Consider the following 13,656-nt stretch of genomic DNA (forward strand, 5'->3'; position numbering starts at 1 on the left):
CCGGCAGCCCGCCGCTTTTTTCAGCAGCGTGCCCCAGCCGGCACTCCTGCTTCCTATCCGGCCGAGCGCCGTTCAACAACACGCGGGACCCTCCGGACGACGGAGACGGATTCCCACCGACAGAGAGTGATCCCATGACACGCAAAGTAGTCATTACCGGTCTGGGTGCCACCACGCCCATCGGCGGCGATGTACCCACAATGTGGAACAACGCGCTCAAGGGGGTCTCCGGTGCCCGCACCCTGGAAGACGACTGGGTCGCCAAGTACGAGCTTCCCGTCCACTTCGCCGCCCGGTGCAGCACCCCGGCACTTGACGTGCTCAGCCGTGTCGAGGCCAAGCGGATGGACCCCTCCACCCAGTTCGGCGTCATCGCTGCCCGCGAGGCCTGGGCCGACTCCGGCATCACCGAATTCGACAAGGACCGCCTGGCTGTTGCCTTCGCGACCGGCATCGGCGGGGTCTGGACCCTGCTGGACGCCTGGGACACGCTGAAGGAAAAGGGCCCCCGCCGGGTCCTCCCCATGACCGTTCCCATGCTGATGCCCAACGGTGTTGCGGCGGCTGTCAGCCTGGACCTGGGAGCCCGTGCAGGCGCCCACACGCCCGTATCTGCCTGCGCCTCCGGCACTGAGGCCCTGCACCTGGGCCTGGACCTGATCCGCTCGGGCAAAGCGGACGTGGTGATGTGCGGCGGCGCGGAAGCCGCCATCCACCCCATGCCCCTCGCGGCCTTCGCCTCCATGCAGGCCCTCTCGCGCAGGAACGATGAACCGGAGCGCGCATCCCGGCCCTACGACCTTGGCCGCGACGGCTTCGTGATGGGCGAAGGCGCAGGCGCGCTGGTGCTTGAGGCCGAAGAGCACGCGCTGGCACGCGGAGCCCGGATCTACGGTGAACTCGCCGGAACGTCCGTTACCGCCGACGCGTACCACATCACCGCACCGGACCCCGAAGGCCTCGGTGCAACCCGCGCACTCAAGGCAGCCATGTTCGACGGCCGGATCCAGGCTGAAGACGTGGTCCATGTGAACGCCCATGCCACGTCCACCCCCGTTGGTGATAAGCCGGAATACACGGCCCTCCGCGCCGCCCTCGGTTCGCACATCGACAACGTGGCGGTTTCGGCCACCAAGTCGCAGATGGGCCACCTCCTGGGTGCGTCCGGTGCCGTCGAAGCCGTCCTCACCGTGCTCGCCGTCTACGAACGCAAAGCGCCTGTCACGATCAACCTCGAAAACCAGGATCCGGAAATTCCGCTGGACGTTGTCACGTCTGCCCGCGACCTGCCGGCAGGCAACATTGTGGCACTGAGCAACTCCTTCGGTTTCGGCGGCCACAACGCCGTCGTCGCTGTCCGGAGCGTCTGACACCGGCCCCGGGCCTGATCCCGGACCACAAGAGGAGGCCCCGCCGGCTGGCGGGGCCTCCTCTTTGCTATGGAGTCCTTACTGAAAAACGTACGACGGCGGTCAGCCCACCTGGTGGAGCCAGCGCACGGGAGCGCCTTCGGCGGCGTGCCGGAAGGGCTCAAGTTCCTCGTCCCAGGCCTCGCCCAGTGCGAGCGACAGCTCGTGGTAGACCGCTGCGGGATCGCCTGCTCCGGACTCGTACGCGTAGCGGATCCGGTCCTCGGACACCATGATGTTGCCGTGCACGTCGGTGACCGCATGGAAAATACCGAGTTCGGGGGTATGGGACCAGCGGCCGCCGTCCACACCCTGGCTCGGTTCTTCCGTGACCTCGAAGCGCAGATGCGCCCAGCCGCGGAGCGAGGACGCCAGTTTGGCTCCCGTCCCGGGTGTCCCGGTCCAGGACAGCTCGGCACGGAACATTCCGGGCGCGGCAGGTTGAGGGGTCCACTCAAGGTCCGTCCGTTTGTCCACGACGGAGCCAATGGCCCACTCAACATGAGGGCACAGGGCCGTAGGGGCCGAGTGAACAAACAGCACACCACGGGTCATTGCAACAGACATTCCATCCTCCATAGCTCTAGGTACGTCTTCCCCAACGACCTCTGCCTGGATGGAACTGCTGTGCCTTTTCCTGCGGGAGTTGCCTGCCCGGTTATTCAGATGTATCGGATTAAGCTGTGTCCGGACTTGCCGCGCCGCGTAAAGCCTCATGAGCTTCAAGCGCCACTTGAAAGTTGCCGGACGTGACTCTTATTGTGCCGTACCCCGCCGAATTACGCCAGTGCGATTACCCACACTGTCACTCATGCCCGGGGGTGTGCCTGCTGGTAGCTTTTGCGCAGCCGGTCCACCGAAACATGGGTGTAGATCTGGGTGGTGGCGAGGCTGCTGTGTCCCAGGATTTCCTGGACCGCTCGAAGGTCCGCGCCACCGTCAAGGAGATGTGTGGCTGCGGAGTGGCGGAGGGCGTGTGGTCCGGATGCCGAGGTGTCCCCCAGTGACCCGAAGAGGCTGTTCACCAAAGCCCGGACCTGCCGCTGGTCCACCCGTCCCCCGCGGGCACCAAGGAAGAGTGCCGGACCACTGGTGTCCCTGGCCAGCAGCGGCCGGCCCCGCCGCAGCCAGTCATCCACCGCGACAGCAGCCGGAACACCGAACGGCACCGTCCGTTCCTTGTTGCCCTTGCCGATGACCCGCAGTGTCCGGCGGTCCGGGTCCAGGTCATCGATGTCAAGGCCTGCCAGTTCACCCACGCGTACGCCTGTGGCATAGAGGAGTTCCACGATGGCGCGGTCGCGGACTGCCATGGGTTCACCGTCGGCTGCCGCTTCCTCCATCTTTGCCAGCAGACGGGTGAGCTGGGAAGTCTGCAGGACGCCGGGCAGGGATTGTTCACGTTTGGGCGCCTTCAGCCTGAGGGCGGGATCGGCTGCGATCCGCTCCTCGCGCAGCGCCCAGGCCGTGAACGACCTTACGGTGGCGGACCGGCGGGCAAGGGTTGCCCGTGCGGCACCTGCCTGGCTTTGCACCCCCAGCCAGCGGCGGAGCGTCCCCAACTCGAGGTCCTTGAGTCCGGCGGCCCCTTCGGTTGCTGCGTGGGCCAGGAGGCTCCGCAGGTCACCCAGGTACGCCCGCCGGGTGTGGGCCGACAGGGCCCGCTCCCCTGACAGATAACCGGCGAACGCATCCAGTGCTTCCTCGAGCTCTGCGGGCAATTCCTCATGATCCACTCTCCTACTGTCTCAGTTTTGGCCGGCGAACCGCCGGCTGACACGGCCAGGCCGCTGCACAGCATTGGTGCCCAATCACGCTGATGCCTTGCCGCGTTTCCAGCCGCCCCGTTCCGAAACTGCCAGCCCGAGCAATCCCAGGCGGCCGAGCCCGGCGCGCACCGATTCGACACCCAGGCCGGCGACTGCCGACAGTTTCTCGACAGAGGTGGTGGAGCGCAGCGGCAGCGCATCCAGGAGGATCAGGTCCTCCAGGGTGAGCCCATCCTGGACCTGGGCGCGTCCCGGCCGTTGTTCCGGCAGCGCTGCACCGCTTGGTGATGCCAGCTCCGCCACTTCTGCAGCATCAGTGACACACACCGCTCCCCCGTCCCGCAGCAGCCGGTGGCAGCCTGCCGAGTTGGCACTGTGCACCGATCCGGGAACGGCCCCGACAGCCCGGCCCAGCGTTTCGGCGTGGTGGGCGGTGTTAAGTGCCCCGGAGCGCCATCGGGCTTCCACCACGACGGTTACCGCAGACAGGGCGGCAATCAGCCGGTTCCGCTGCAGGAACCGGTACCGGGTAGGCGCAGAACCGGGAGGTACCTCGGCAAGCACCGCTCCCTGGTTGCAGACAGCCCGCAGGAGATCCTCGTTCCCGGACGGATAGAACCGGTCCACACCGCCCGCCATCACGGCGATGGTGGGTACGGCGCCGGAGCCCCCGGCCAGCGCAGCCCGGTGGGCATGGGCATCGATGCCGTATGCGCCACCCGAGACCACGGTGAATCCGCGCTGCGCGAGCGAGTAGGCGAGGTCGCCCGTGACGGCCGCTCCATAGCTGGTGCTGTCCCGCGACCCCACCAGGGCGATACAGGTGTCAGCGGCCGGGAGCGGCTGCTCCTGGCCGCGCCACCACAGGCAGATCGGTTCCTGGATTCCAAGGTCGGCCAACTGGCCGGGCCATAAATCGTCGGACGGGATGATGAGCCGTCCGCCCAGGCGGGCCATGGTAGCGAGGTCGCGTTCCGGCGCCAGGTCAGGGATCCGTGGCTGCCAACGCTTAAGCGCAGCGGCCATTCCGGCCCAGCTTGTGGCGGAGCCGTCGTCAGCAAGGAGTCCGGTGATTTCGCGCTCCAGGTCGGGCCCCGCCTTCAGCTGGCCGGTGGCGATTCCGAGGGCGTCCACCGCGCCCGCCAGCTGGACGAGGGCGAGGCCCGCAGCGTCCTGGGGCTCCATGAGCCGTGACAGCGCGGCGCGTGCCAGCCGTTCCGCATCGATGGTTTGTTCCTTCATGCCGCGGCCGCCGCTGCCTGCCGCAGGCCCAGGGCCTGCCCGATGTGGTCTGTATCGGGGACGTCCCGATGGGCAAGGTCGGCAAGGGTCCACGCCAGGCGCAGAACCCGGTCGTAGCCGCGGGCTGTCAGGACGCCGCGTTCCAGGGAATGGTCGAGGATGCGGGTGGCAGTTGGGGGAAGCCGCAACTCCCCGCGCAGGATGCGGCCAGGCACCTGCGAATTGGTCTCCAACCCGAACGTGCCTAACCGCTCGGCCTGTCGGGAACGCGCAGCCCGCACCCGCCGGGCAACTGATGCCGTATCCTCCTCTTCCCCGGCCTGTCCGAACTCGGCCAGGGACACCCGCTCGACCTGGAGCTGGATATCCACGCGGTCCAGCAAAGGCCCTGACATCCTGGCGAGGTAGCGGCGCCGCATCATGGGGGTGCAGGTGCAATCGAGCCCTTTGCCGGAGGCCTTGCCGCACGGGCAGGGATTGGCGGCGAGCACCAGTTGGAAACGCGCGGGGTAGGCAGCGGTTCCTGCGGACCGGTGGATGACCAGCTCACCGCTCTCCAGGGGCTGCCGCAGGGCATCGAGGACCCGGCGTTCGTACTCGGGGGCCTCGTCCAGGAACAACACCCCGCGGTGTGCCCGCGATGCCGCTCCCGGCCGGGGCAGCCCGGAGCCGCCGCCGATGATGGCAGCGGCGGTTGCGGAGTGGTGCGGGTTTTCAAAGGGCGGCCGGCGCAGGAGCTGGACCGCGGATGACGGCAGGCCGCACAACGAGTGGATGGCGGTGACCTCCATGGATTCATGGTCGCCAAGGTCAGGCAGCAGGCCTGGCAGGCGTTCCGCGAGCATGGTTTTGCCGGCGCCCGGCGGACCTGTGAGCAGCAGGTGATGGGCTCCGGCAGCCGCGACCTCAAGGGCACGGCGGGCGTCGCCCTGGCCGGACACATCCGCCATGTCCGGGCAGCTGACGGCCCCGCCGGGCGCGTCGCCGTAGTCATCGGCGTCGTCCGGTTCGAAATCCAGGGCAAGTTCCTGCGGGTCTGCCCCGAAGTCCAGCGCCAGCCTGGCGAGGGTCCGGTATCCGCGGACGTTGGCGCCGGGAACCAGCGACGCCTCGGCGTGGTTGGCTTGCGCCACCACGATCTCCGGATAGCCGGCCTCCACCGAGGCCATCACGGCAGGAAGGATTCCCCGGACGGGCCGGAGCCGGCCGTCAAGCCCGAGTTCCGCGATGAAGACCGTGCGGCCAGTCGGCTTGATGTCGTTGGCGGCCCGGAGCACAGCCATGGTGACAGCGAGGTCAAAACCCGAGCCGCGCTTGGGAAGCGATGCCGGGATCAGGTTGGCGGTGATCTTCCGCCGGCTGAGCGGGATGCCGGAGTTCTTCGCCGCGGACCGGATGCGCTCCTTGGCTTCATTTAAGGCGGCATCCGGCAGGCCGAGGATCACAAAAGCCGGGAGGGTCTGGCCGATATCGGCCTCAACTTCCACTATGTACCCGTTCAAACCCACCAGCGCGATGGAGTACGTGCGGCCCAGCGCCATTCACCCCACCCCCTTGAGGTGCTCCACCAAGGGTTCGCCGCCGCCGTCGTCCACGACCGCTATCACGTCCACGCGCCGCAGGGGCATCCGCAGTTCCCGGTCCCGGCACCACGCCGAACCGAGCCGGTGAAGCCGGGCGAGCTTTTCGGGCCCGACGGCCTCGAAGGGATGGCCGTAATCCAGCGAGCGGCGGGTTTTGACTTCGGCAATGACCAGCGCGTCGCCGTCGAGGGCCACGATGTCTATTTCGCCCTCGGTGCAGCGCCAGTTGCGCTCCACCACCAGCATGCCCAGGGATTCAAGGTATCCGACGGCGAGGTCCTCGCCGTGCCGGCCCAACAGGTCTTTTGATTTCATCTTCTACCTCCGCAACCAGCCTGCTGCCGGAAGCAAGCGGAGGTAAGGGAACAACTGCCCTATGTGGACCGGGCAGGATGTGGAGGAGAAGTGGAGTCGCGCCCGCGCTAGTTGCCCAGGTCCACGTCCTTGGGCATGGCCAGCTCCTCGTTGCGCGGAAGCTCTTCCACGTTAACGTCCTTGAATGTGAGGACCCGGACGCTCTTGACGAACCGCGCCGACCGGTACACATCCCACACCCAAGCGTCCTGCAGTGTCAGGTCGAAGTAGACTTCACCGTCCGCGCTGCGGGCCTGAAGATCAACATGGTTGGCCAGGTAAAAGCGCCGTTCGGTCTCGACAACGTAGCTGAACAGTCCGACGACGTCGCGGTATTCACGGTAGAGCTGCAGCTCCATGTCGGTTTCATAGTTTTCAAGATCTTCAGCACTCATGGTTCCATCTTGCACCATCTCCACCGCCACAGGCGCCGGGGCATGGCAGGACTCAGTCTTCCGCTGAATCTTCCCCGCCGGGCAGCCCACCGGGGTCCGGCTCCCCGTCCTGCAGCTCCCCGTCCTGCAGCTCCCCGCCCAGCAGGCGCCAGCTCACCCGATGGTAGGGAGTAGGCCCAGCCGCGCGGAGCACGTCGCGGTGCAGCGCAGTGGCATACCCCTTGTTGATGTCCCAGCCGAAGTCGGGGTACTCAACGTGCAGTTCCCGCATGGTCCGGTCCCGCTCAACTTTGGCGATGACGCTGGCGGCGGCCACGCTCAGGCACTGCATGTCCGCCTTAACCTTGGTATGCACCGGGGCGTCACAGGCAACGTCGGGGACGGGCGGATCGAACAGGGACGGCTGCCCGGCTGGCGAGAGCCAGTTGTGGCTCCCGTCGAGCAGCACCATGTCCGGGGTAACTCCGCCGGCAAGGATGTCATGCCAGGCACGGGTACCGGCCAGACGCAGCGCGGCGATGATGCCAAGCGCGTCAATCTCCTGGGCGGAGGCATGCCCCACCGCGGAGGCCACGCTCCACCGCCGCACCAGGGGCTCCAGCCGCTCCCGCTCCGCAGGGGCCAGGAGCTTGCTGTCCCGCACCCCGGCCAGTGACTTCTGCCGTTCGAGGTCGACCACGGCGATGCCCACGCTCACCGGGCCTGCCAGTGCACCGCGTCCCACCTCGTCCACCCCGGCAAGGTACCGGACCCCCTGCGCCTTGAACGACCGCTCGTGGCGCAACGTCGGGGCCTTGGCGCGGACGGCGGATACCTTGGTGGATCCGGACCGGGTCCTTCCAGGAGCGGCCTGTGCCGGATTCGTCTGTGCCGGATCGGCCTTAGCCGGGCCCGCCTTGACTGCCGGGCACATGTCAGGGGGCCGCCGGCACGTTCCGGAACACGTCCGGGTGGTTGTCCAGGGAGGTGATCCGGCTCAAAGGCCACGCGATGACCGCTGCCTTGCCCTCGAGGTCGTCGACGTCGATGAAGCCGCCGTCGGCGTCCATATGCGCGCGGGAATCGGCGGAGTGGTTCCGGTTGTCACCCATCACCCACACCTTCCCTTCCGGGACAACGACGTCGAAGTTGCGGACCTGCGGGACCTCGGCAGGGTTGACGTACGTTTCGTCAAGGGCGGTCCCGTTAACAGTGATTTTACCGCCGGCGTCGCAGCAGACCACGTGGTCCCCGGGCAGGCCGATGACCCTCTTGACGAGGTGCTGCTCCGAGTTGTCCGGCAGCAGCCCAACGAACGTCAGACCGTCCTGCACCCAGGTAAACGGCCCCTCCGCCTTTGCGGGCGCTGCCGGCAGCCAGCCCTTGGTGTCGCGGAAGACCACAACGTCCCCGCGGCTGAGCGAGAAGGGTTCAGGCACCAGGAGGTTGACGAAGATCCGGTCGTCGACATCCAGTGTGTTCACCATGGATTCGGACGGGATGAAGAAGGCCCGGAAAAGAAAAGTCTTGATGAGGAAGGAGAGCACGACGGCGATCACCACAACAGTGGCCACTTCCTTCAGCCAGGCGAACACCGGATTGCCGGTCGGCTTGTCCGCCGCTTTGGCAGCCGAACGGCTTTCCGCCGGCGCCGGGGCAGGAGACGCGGGGGCCGGTTCGTCCGCGCCGGGGACAGTTGCCCCGGAGGCCGGGCCGGCCGGGGTATCCGAAGTGCCGTCGTGGCGCGGTTCCGGTGTCCGCGCGTGGTTCTCGGGCATCTACTGTCCGTTCTCTATGGTTGGTTCAGCCGCGGGCGGCCGTGGTACTGGAGCAAATCTATCAAGCGGCCAGACGATCTGGACGGGCCTGCCGATAACCCGGTCTATGGGCACCATCCCCCCGCCGGGAGCGCCCAGCAGGCTGCGGGAGTCTGCGGACAGGGAACGGTGGTCGCCCAGCAGCCACAGCCGGCCGTCCGGGACCACCGCACTGAACCTTTGGGTACTGGGCGCGTCGCCGTCGAAAATGTACGGCTCCTCCAGGATCTGGCCGTTGACGGTGATCTTTCCTCCCGCATCGCAGCAGACCACAGTGTCACCGGGGAGTCCGATGACCCGCTTGACGTAGGTGGTGTCGCTGCCGGTGAGTCCGAGCCACTGGGTGATTCCCGATGCGGCGTCCGCGAGCGGGCCCCGGCCGCTGTTGAGCGGCGCAAACGTGCCCCGCCCGTCAAAGACAACAATGTCTCCCCGCCGTATCGGTTCTTCCTGGAAGCCGGTCCGCGATACGAGGATCCGGTCTCCGCCCTCCAGGACAGGCTCCATGGATTCGGACGGGATGAAGTAGACATCAATCCACAGGGACCGGACCAGGCCGCTGACCGCGACCGCCAGGAGGAGCGCCAGGAACGCAAAACGCCAGCCCATTTTTGGGGGCTGGCGTTTTGTCTGGTCCATGTCCGTATCCTGCTGCGCTGGTGCTGATGGGCTCCGGCGCTGGCCGGTTACGGCTGTGGCCCAGCCTTCGTAGGTCCGGGAGGGACTTACTTGGCGGTGCTGAAGTCGCGCTTTTCCTTGATCTTTGCAGCCTTACCGCGCAGTGCACGCATGTAGTAAAGCTTGGCGCGGCGAACGTCGCCCTTGGTGACAACTTCGATCTTGTCGATGATCGGGGAGTGTACCGGGAAGGTACGCTCAACGCCGACACCGAAGGAGACCTTGCGGACCGTGAAGGTCTCGCGGACGCCGTCACCCTGGCGGCCAAGGACGAAGCCCTGGAACACCTGGACGCGGGAGTTCTTGCCTTCGATGATGTTCACGTGAACCTTGAGGGTGTCACCCGCGCGGAACTCGGGAACATCGGTGCGCAGCGAAGCTGCATCTACGGAATCGAGAATATGCATGATTGCACTCCTGGTGAACGCCACAGGTCATTCACTTTGGGTCACGGCAGGCAAGCCCGGGCGCTTGTCAGCGGCCCGGAAATTGCTGCCGAAAGTTAAGTGGTCCGGCCGCCTCAATGGTTGACGAGGCCGGTTGCCTAAGCTGTTGGTTGCGCTCCCCCTGTGGCAGGTGCGGACCCAGCAGACACAAGGACTAATTTTGCCACAGTGGAACCGTTACAGCCAATCCTGCCGGGCCCCGGCAGGCAGGGTACGCCGGGCGGCGCAAATCAGGGGTGTTGCCCGGTCGCTTCGGGGCGGCGGGCCAGCTTCCCGTCCACGACGTCGTATCCCAGGTTCTGCAGTTCGGTGCGGTCCGCACGGGGGAGGCTTCCGGCGTCGAAACCTTCCAGCAGGTCCGGGCGGCGCGACGCCGTCCTGCGGAACTGCTCGTGGCGGCGCCACTGGGCGATCTTGCCGTGGTTGCCGCTCAGCAGCACGGCAGGCACTTCCCGCTCCCGCCAGACGGCGGGCTTGGTGTACACGGGATACTCCAGGAGGCCGTCGGAATGGGACTCCTCCACCAATGATTCGGGGTTGCCCACCACGCCGGGCAGCAGCCGGCCGATGGCCTCCACCATGGCCAGGACGGCCACTTCCCCGCCGTTGAGGACGTAGTCCCCCAGGCTGACCGGCCGCACATCGAAGTGCTCGCGTGACCACTCAATCACGCGCTCATCGATTCCCTCGTAGCGCCCGCAGGCGAAAGCAAGATGCTCTTCCTCCGCGAGTTCGTAGGCCAGCGCCTGGGTGAACCGCTCCCCTGCGGGCGAGGGGACGATCAGGACGGGCTTGCCCTCGGCCCGGGGCCGCTCTTCGGCGATGGAGGCGAGGGCCTGCGCCCAGGGTTCCGGCTTCATGACCATGCCCGCGCCACCGCCGTAGGGGGTATCGTCCACGGAACGGTGCTTGTCGGTGGTGAAGCTGCGGAGGTCGTGGACGTGGAGGTCCAGGATTCCGTCCTGCCGGGCCTTGCCGATCAGCGAGAGTTCAAGGGGCGCCAGGTACTCGGGAAAGATGCTGACGACGTCGATGCGCATTTAGGCGTTGCCTTCTGGTTCCGAGGGGGCTGCTTCGGCCTCCGCGTTCAGCTCGAAAAGGCCGGCCGGCGGCGTAAGGAGGATGTACCCTTCCTCGATGTTGACCTCGGGAACAATCTGCTCGACAAACGGAACCAGGATTTCGTTGCCTTCCGGGGTGGTGACCATGAGCAGGTCCTGCGCGGTCCCGGTGTTGAGCGCGGCAACCTTGCCCACCACGTCTGAGCCCACCCGGGCCTCGAGTCCAACGAGTTCGTGCTCGTACCAGCCTTCGTCGTCGTCCTCATCCAGCTCCTCGGTTTCAATGAAGAGCTTGGCGCCGCGCAGTGTCTCTGCCTGGTTGCGGTCTGCCACCTCTTCGAAGCCGAGCAGGAGGATGTCCTTGTTCCACCGCGCACTGCTCACCGTCAGGGGGCCCAGGGCCGCCGGGTCAACCACCATCTCGGTGCCGGGGACAAACCGGTCCCCAGGGGCATCGGTCAGGACCTGGACCGTGACTTCCCCGCGGATGCCGTGGGGCTTGCCAATGCGGGCCACCTGAAGCTGCATGTGTTCCTCTGTTCCAATGTGTGGATTGCGGTTGTTCGGGAAAAGCACTCCGGCCCCTCCACCTGATGGTGGAGGGGCCGGAGCATAACTGATGTTGCCGGACGCTCAGCGGCGGCGGTCGGTGTCGACGACGTCAACCCTTACCGGTTCGCCGCCGGCCAGGGCTGCCACAACGGTGCGCAGAGCGCGTGCCGTGCGGCCCTGGCGGCCGATCACCCGTCCGAGGTCATCCTGGTGAACGCGCACCTCGAGGGTGTCCCCGCGGCGGTTGCTCTTCGAGCTGACCTTGACATCGTCCGGGGAATCGACGATTCCCCGGACCAGGTGTTCCAGCGCGTCTGCCAGCAATTTACTCAGCCTCGGTGGTCTCTGCTTCGGCCTCGGCGGCGTCAGACTTGGCTGCCTTCTTGGTGATGGCTTCCGGGATGATCACGGAACCCTTTTCCGGGGCAACGAAGGCTTCCTTCTCAGCTTTGGTCTTCAGGGTGCCTTCCTGACCCGGCAGGCCCTTGAACTTCTGCCAGTCACCGGTGATCTTCAGGATGGCTGCAACCTGCTCGGACGGCTGGGCGCCGACGGACAGCCAGTACTGGGCACGCTCGGAGTTGACCTCGATGTATGAGGGCTCTTCGGTGGGGTGGTACTTGCCGATTTCTTCGATGGCACGGCCGTCACGCTTGGTGCGTGAGTCGGCGACAACGATGCGGTAGTACGGTGCGCGCATTTTGCCAAAGCGCTTAAGGCGAATCTTTACGGCCACTTTTGTGGTCACTCCTGTTTCAGAAAAGGGGGTGAACCCGGCTTTCTGCACCCGTGGGGCGGGCCGTACTTGCGGGTTCGAAGGACAGGATCCGGACGCGGAGAGAGGGGCCACGCAGATCGAGTACCTGTCTATTGTGCCAGATCAGCGACGGGATTTCGACTTGACACAGCGGCGGCCGGAAGATGGCCGGGGGGCGGGCCGCTCAGGCGGACCAGACGTAGAGCCCCGTCCGCTCCGAATCGTCGACGCTGCCGGCCAGTTCAGCCAGCTGCTGCACGTAGGTCCGCGCCTGGTCTGCGTCGAAGGGCATGTCGTCCTGGGCTGCCCACTGCGCGGCAACATCATGAAGGATGTTGCCTTCGCCTTCGGTTTCATACGAGAGCAGGTCCGCCAGGGCGCGGACCATGGCCGGCGGGACGGCCAGCAGCGAATCGCTGGACACGTCCACCATGGTCAGTTCATAGTCGGCACCGCCGGCGTGCACGGCAGTTCCGGCGAGGTCCCCCAGCTGTTCAACTTCGAAATCACTGATCCCCGGGATGCGGACGGCCTGGCCGGCGGGTGCACTGCCGCCTTCGTCCAGGACGCCGGCACGCTTGAGCGCGGCGTCATGGGTGGCAACAAAGATCTCGGTGAAGCCCATGGGAAGTACCCTTCTTCCGTTGACGGTGGTGCCGGCCGGGAGCAATGCCTGCCGCCCGGCCGTTCGGGTTCAGCCTAGTACGGGAACGCCCGGGTCAGCGTGCCGCTACCCGGATGCTGTTCCGCCAGGGGTCTTCAAACCGCAGTTCGGCTCCGGTGTGGTGGGCCCGCACGCCGGCGACCTTCAGGCGGTCCGCCAGCGCGCCGACGTCGTCACCCGCGGGCACCTCGATGAGGACTTCACCCAGGCCCAGCGTGTCCTTGCGCGGCCCCGCGCCGCGGCTGTTCCAGACATTCATGGCCATGTGGTGGTGGTAACGGCCGGCGGAGACGAAGAGGGCCTGGCCATGCCATCCGGCCGTTTTTTCGAACCCCAGGACACCGACGTAAAAATCGCGCGCGGACTGCACGTCACCCACCTGGAGGTGGACGTGGCCCACTCCTGCGGCCGTCCTGTGCTGCCCTTCCAGGGAATCCTCCGTCAGGTGCTGCTCAAGGTACCGCTGCGGCGGCAGGGCCAGGCTGTCCATGACCACGTCGGTTCCGTTCCAGGACCAGTTGCTGCGGGGCCGGTCCCAGTAGAGTTCTATGCCGTTGCCTTCGGGGTCGCTGAAGTAGAAGGCCTCGCTGACCAGGTGGTCGGCGCTCCCGGTGAAGGACCGCGGCTCGTATTGGGCGGCGGTGGCGATGGTCGCCGCGAGGGAGGCCTGGTCCTCGAACAGCAGGGCCGTGTGGAACAGGCCCGCTTCTCCCCTGCCCGGGAGGTTCAGCCCGGGCGCAGGCGCAAGATGGACCAGCGGCATTTGCAGCCGGCCCAGGTACAGCCCGCCGTCCTGTTCGGCGACCACCTCAAGGCCAAGGGCGCGCTGGTAGTAATCGGTCATGACCTTCATGTCGCCGACCTTGAGCATGACGGTGCCCATGGTGAGGTCGGCAGGAAGAAGATCCTGGCTGGTGGCTTCTGCAGTCATTGAACGCTCCCTGTGCTGG

At 66.5% G+C, this 13,656-nt stretch carries 17 protein-coding genes; 1 reads left to right on the forward strand and 16 read right to left on the reverse strand.

All coding sequences use genetic code 11. The features are described 5' to 3' along the window. Positions 1 to 134 precede the first annotated feature (134 nt). Positions 135 to 1,370, forward strand: coding sequence for a beta-ketoacyl synthase (locus tag DXK94_RS14690; protein WP_079598971.1), 1,236 nt, complete (start codon positions 135 to 137; stop codon positions 1,368 to 1,370). Between the two features lie 102 nt (positions 1,371 to 1,472). Here the strand turns inward: DXK94_RS14690 and DXK94_RS14695 are convergent, their stop codons facing one another. The 16 genes from DXK94_RS14695 to DXK94_RS14770 form a co-directional block, all read right to left on the reverse strand. Further along, on the reverse strand, positions 1,473 to 1,976 hold the full coding sequence (locus tag DXK94_RS14695) for a DUF3145 domain-containing protein (protein ID WP_009359312.1): 504 nt from the start codon (positions 1,974 to 1,976) through the stop codon (positions 1,473 to 1,475). Positions 1,977 to 2,218: 242 nt separating this feature from the next. Further along, the gene (locus DXK94_RS14700) at positions 2,219 to 3,145 is read right to left on the reverse strand and encodes a tyrosine recombinase XerC (RefSeq protein WP_115525542.1); all 927 of its coding nucleotides are present in this window, start codon (positions 3,143 to 3,145) and stop codon (positions 2,219 to 2,221) included. A 75-nt stretch (positions 3,146 to 3,220) separates the two neighbouring features. Then, the gene (gene dprA / locus DXK94_RS14705) at positions 3,221 to 4,420 is read right to left on the reverse strand and encodes a DNA-processing protein DprA (RefSeq protein WP_115525543.1); all 1,200 of its coding nucleotides are present in this window, start codon (positions 4,418 to 4,420) and stop codon (positions 3,221 to 3,223) included. Then, positions 4,417 to 5,961: a YifB family Mg chelatase-like AAA ATPase gene (locus DXK94_RS14710; RefSeq protein WP_115525544.1), complete on the reverse strand. Its 1,545-nt coding sequence runs from the start codon at positions 5,959 to 5,961 to the stop codon at positions 4,417 to 4,419. The genes dprA and DXK94_RS14710 overlap by 4 nt, the downstream gene beginning before the upstream one ends. After that, entirely contained in the window at positions 5,962 to 6,318 is a 357-nt protein-coding gene (locus tag DXK94_RS14715) for a YraN family protein (RefSeq protein ID WP_115525545.1), read from the reverse strand. It lies immediately after the preceding gene. A gap of 107 nt (positions 6,319 to 6,425) precedes the next feature. Continuing rightward, positions 6,426 to 6,752: a DUF2469 domain-containing protein gene (locus DXK94_RS14720; RefSeq protein ID WP_009359307.1), complete on the reverse strand. Its 327-nt coding sequence runs from the start codon at positions 6,750 to 6,752 to the stop codon at positions 6,426 to 6,428. A 52-nt stretch (positions 6,753 to 6,804) separates the two neighbouring features. Then, on the reverse strand, positions 6,805 to 7,536 hold the full coding sequence (locus tag DXK94_RS14725) for a ribonuclease HII (RefSeq protein ID WP_395929452.1): 732 nt from the start codon (positions 7,534 to 7,536) through the stop codon (positions 6,805 to 6,807). A 130-nt stretch (positions 7,537 to 7,666) separates the two neighbouring features. Beyond that, positions 7,667 to 8,509: a signal peptidase I gene (lepB, locus tag DXK94_RS14730; protein ID WP_115525547.1), complete on the reverse strand. Its 843-nt coding sequence runs from the start codon at positions 8,507 to 8,509 to the stop codon at positions 7,667 to 7,669. After that, entirely contained in the window at positions 8,510 to 9,187 is a 678-nt protein-coding gene (gene lepB, locus DXK94_RS14735) for a signal peptidase I (RefSeq protein WP_115525548.1), read from the reverse strand. 86 nt (positions 9,188 to 9,273) lie between these two features. Further along, positions 9,274 to 9,633, reverse strand: a complete 360-nt coding sequence (gene rplS / locus DXK94_RS14740; protein WP_079598963.1) for a 50S ribosomal protein L19 — start codon at positions 9,631 to 9,633, stop codon at positions 9,274 to 9,276. A gap of 269 nt (positions 9,634 to 9,902) precedes the next feature. Further along, complete coding sequence (gene trmD, locus DXK94_RS14745; RefSeq protein WP_079598962.1) at positions 9,903 to 10,712, reverse strand: tRNA (guanosine(37)-N1)-methyltransferase TrmD; 810 nt, start codon at positions 10,710 to 10,712, stop codon at positions 9,903 to 9,905. Continuing rightward, complete coding sequence (rimM, locus tag DXK94_RS14750) at positions 10,713 to 11,261, reverse strand: ribosome maturation factor RimM (RefSeq protein ID WP_115525549.1); 549 nt, start codon at positions 11,259 to 11,261, stop codon at positions 10,713 to 10,715. Positions 11,262 to 11,366: 105 nt separating this feature from the next. Beyond that, positions 11,367 to 11,609, reverse strand: coding sequence for an RNA-binding protein (locus DXK94_RS14755; RefSeq protein ID WP_009359302.1), 243 nt, complete (start codon positions 11,607 to 11,609; stop codon positions 11,367 to 11,369). 1 nt (position 11,610) lies between these two features. After that, a complete protein-coding gene (gene rpsP / locus DXK94_RS14760) occupies positions 11,611 to 12,021 on the reverse strand; it encodes a 30S ribosomal protein S16 (RefSeq protein WP_079598982.1) in 411 nt (136 codons plus the stop codon). 205 nt (positions 12,022 to 12,226) lie between these two features. Further along, a complete protein-coding gene (locus DXK94_RS14765; RefSeq protein WP_115525550.1) occupies positions 12,227 to 12,667 on the reverse strand; it encodes a hypothetical protein in 441 nt (146 codons plus the stop codon). Between the two features lie 94 nt (positions 12,668 to 12,761). Then, positions 12,762 to 13,637, reverse strand: coding sequence for a VOC family protein (locus DXK94_RS14770; protein ID WP_115525551.1), 876 nt, complete (start codon positions 13,635 to 13,637; stop codon positions 12,762 to 12,764). Positions 13,638 to 13,656: the final 19 nt, after the last annotated feature.

Origin of the sequence: Arthrobacter sp. RT-1 (assembly GCF_003367205.1) — a bacterium.
Taxonomy (GTDB): Bacteria; Actinomycetota; Actinomycetes; order Actinomycetales; family Micrococcaceae; genus Arthrobacter.

Coding starts and splice junctions, on each gene's coding strand:
- DXK94_RS14715 (WP_115525545.1), bottom strand. CDS start 6,318: ATGAAATCAAAAGACCTGTTGGGCCGGCACGGCGAGGACCTCGCCGTC.
- DXK94_RS14770 (WP_115525551.1), bottom strand. CDS start 13,637: ATGACTGCAGAAGCCACCAGCCAGGATCTTCTTCCTGCCGACCTCACC.
- lepB (WP_115525548.1), bottom strand. CDS start 9,187: ATGGACCAGACAAAACGCCAGCCCCCAAAAATGGGCTGGCGTTTTGCG.
- lepB (WP_115525547.1), bottom strand. CDS start 8,509: ATGCCCGAGAACCACGCGCGGACACCGGAACCGCGCCACGACGGCACT.
- DXK94_RS14720 (WP_009359307.1), bottom strand. CDS start 6,752: ATGAGTGCTGAAGATCTTGAAAACTATGAAACCGACATGGAGCTGCAG.
- rimM (WP_115525549.1), bottom strand. CDS start 11,261: ATGCAGCTTCAGGTGGCCCGCATTGGCAAGCCCCACGGCATCCGCGGG.
- DXK94_RS14695 (WP_009359312.1), bottom strand. CDS start 1,976: ATGTCTGTTGCAATGACCCGTGGTGTGCTGTTTGTTCACTCGGCCCCT.
- DXK94_RS14765 (WP_115525550.1), bottom strand. CDS start 12,667: ATGGGCTTCACCGAGATCTTTGTTGCCACCCATGACGCCGCGCTCAAG.
- dprA (WP_115525543.1), bottom strand. CDS start 4,420: ATGAAGGAACAAACCATCGATGCGGAACGGCTGGCACGCGCCGCGCTG.
- rplS (WP_079598963.1), bottom strand. CDS start 9,633: ATGCATATTCTCGATTCCGTAGATGCAGCTTCGCTGCGCACCGATGTT.
- DXK94_RS14690 (WP_079598971.1), top strand. CDS start 135: ATGACACGCAAAGTAGTCATTACCGGTCTGGGTGCCACCACGCCCATC.
- DXK94_RS14710 (WP_115525544.1), bottom strand. CDS start 5,961: ATGGCGCTGGGCCGCACGTACTCCATCGCGCTGGTGGGTTTGAACGGG.
- trmD (WP_079598962.1), bottom strand. CDS start 10,712: ATGCGCATCGACGTCGTCAGCATCTTTCCCGAGTACCTGGCGCCCCTT.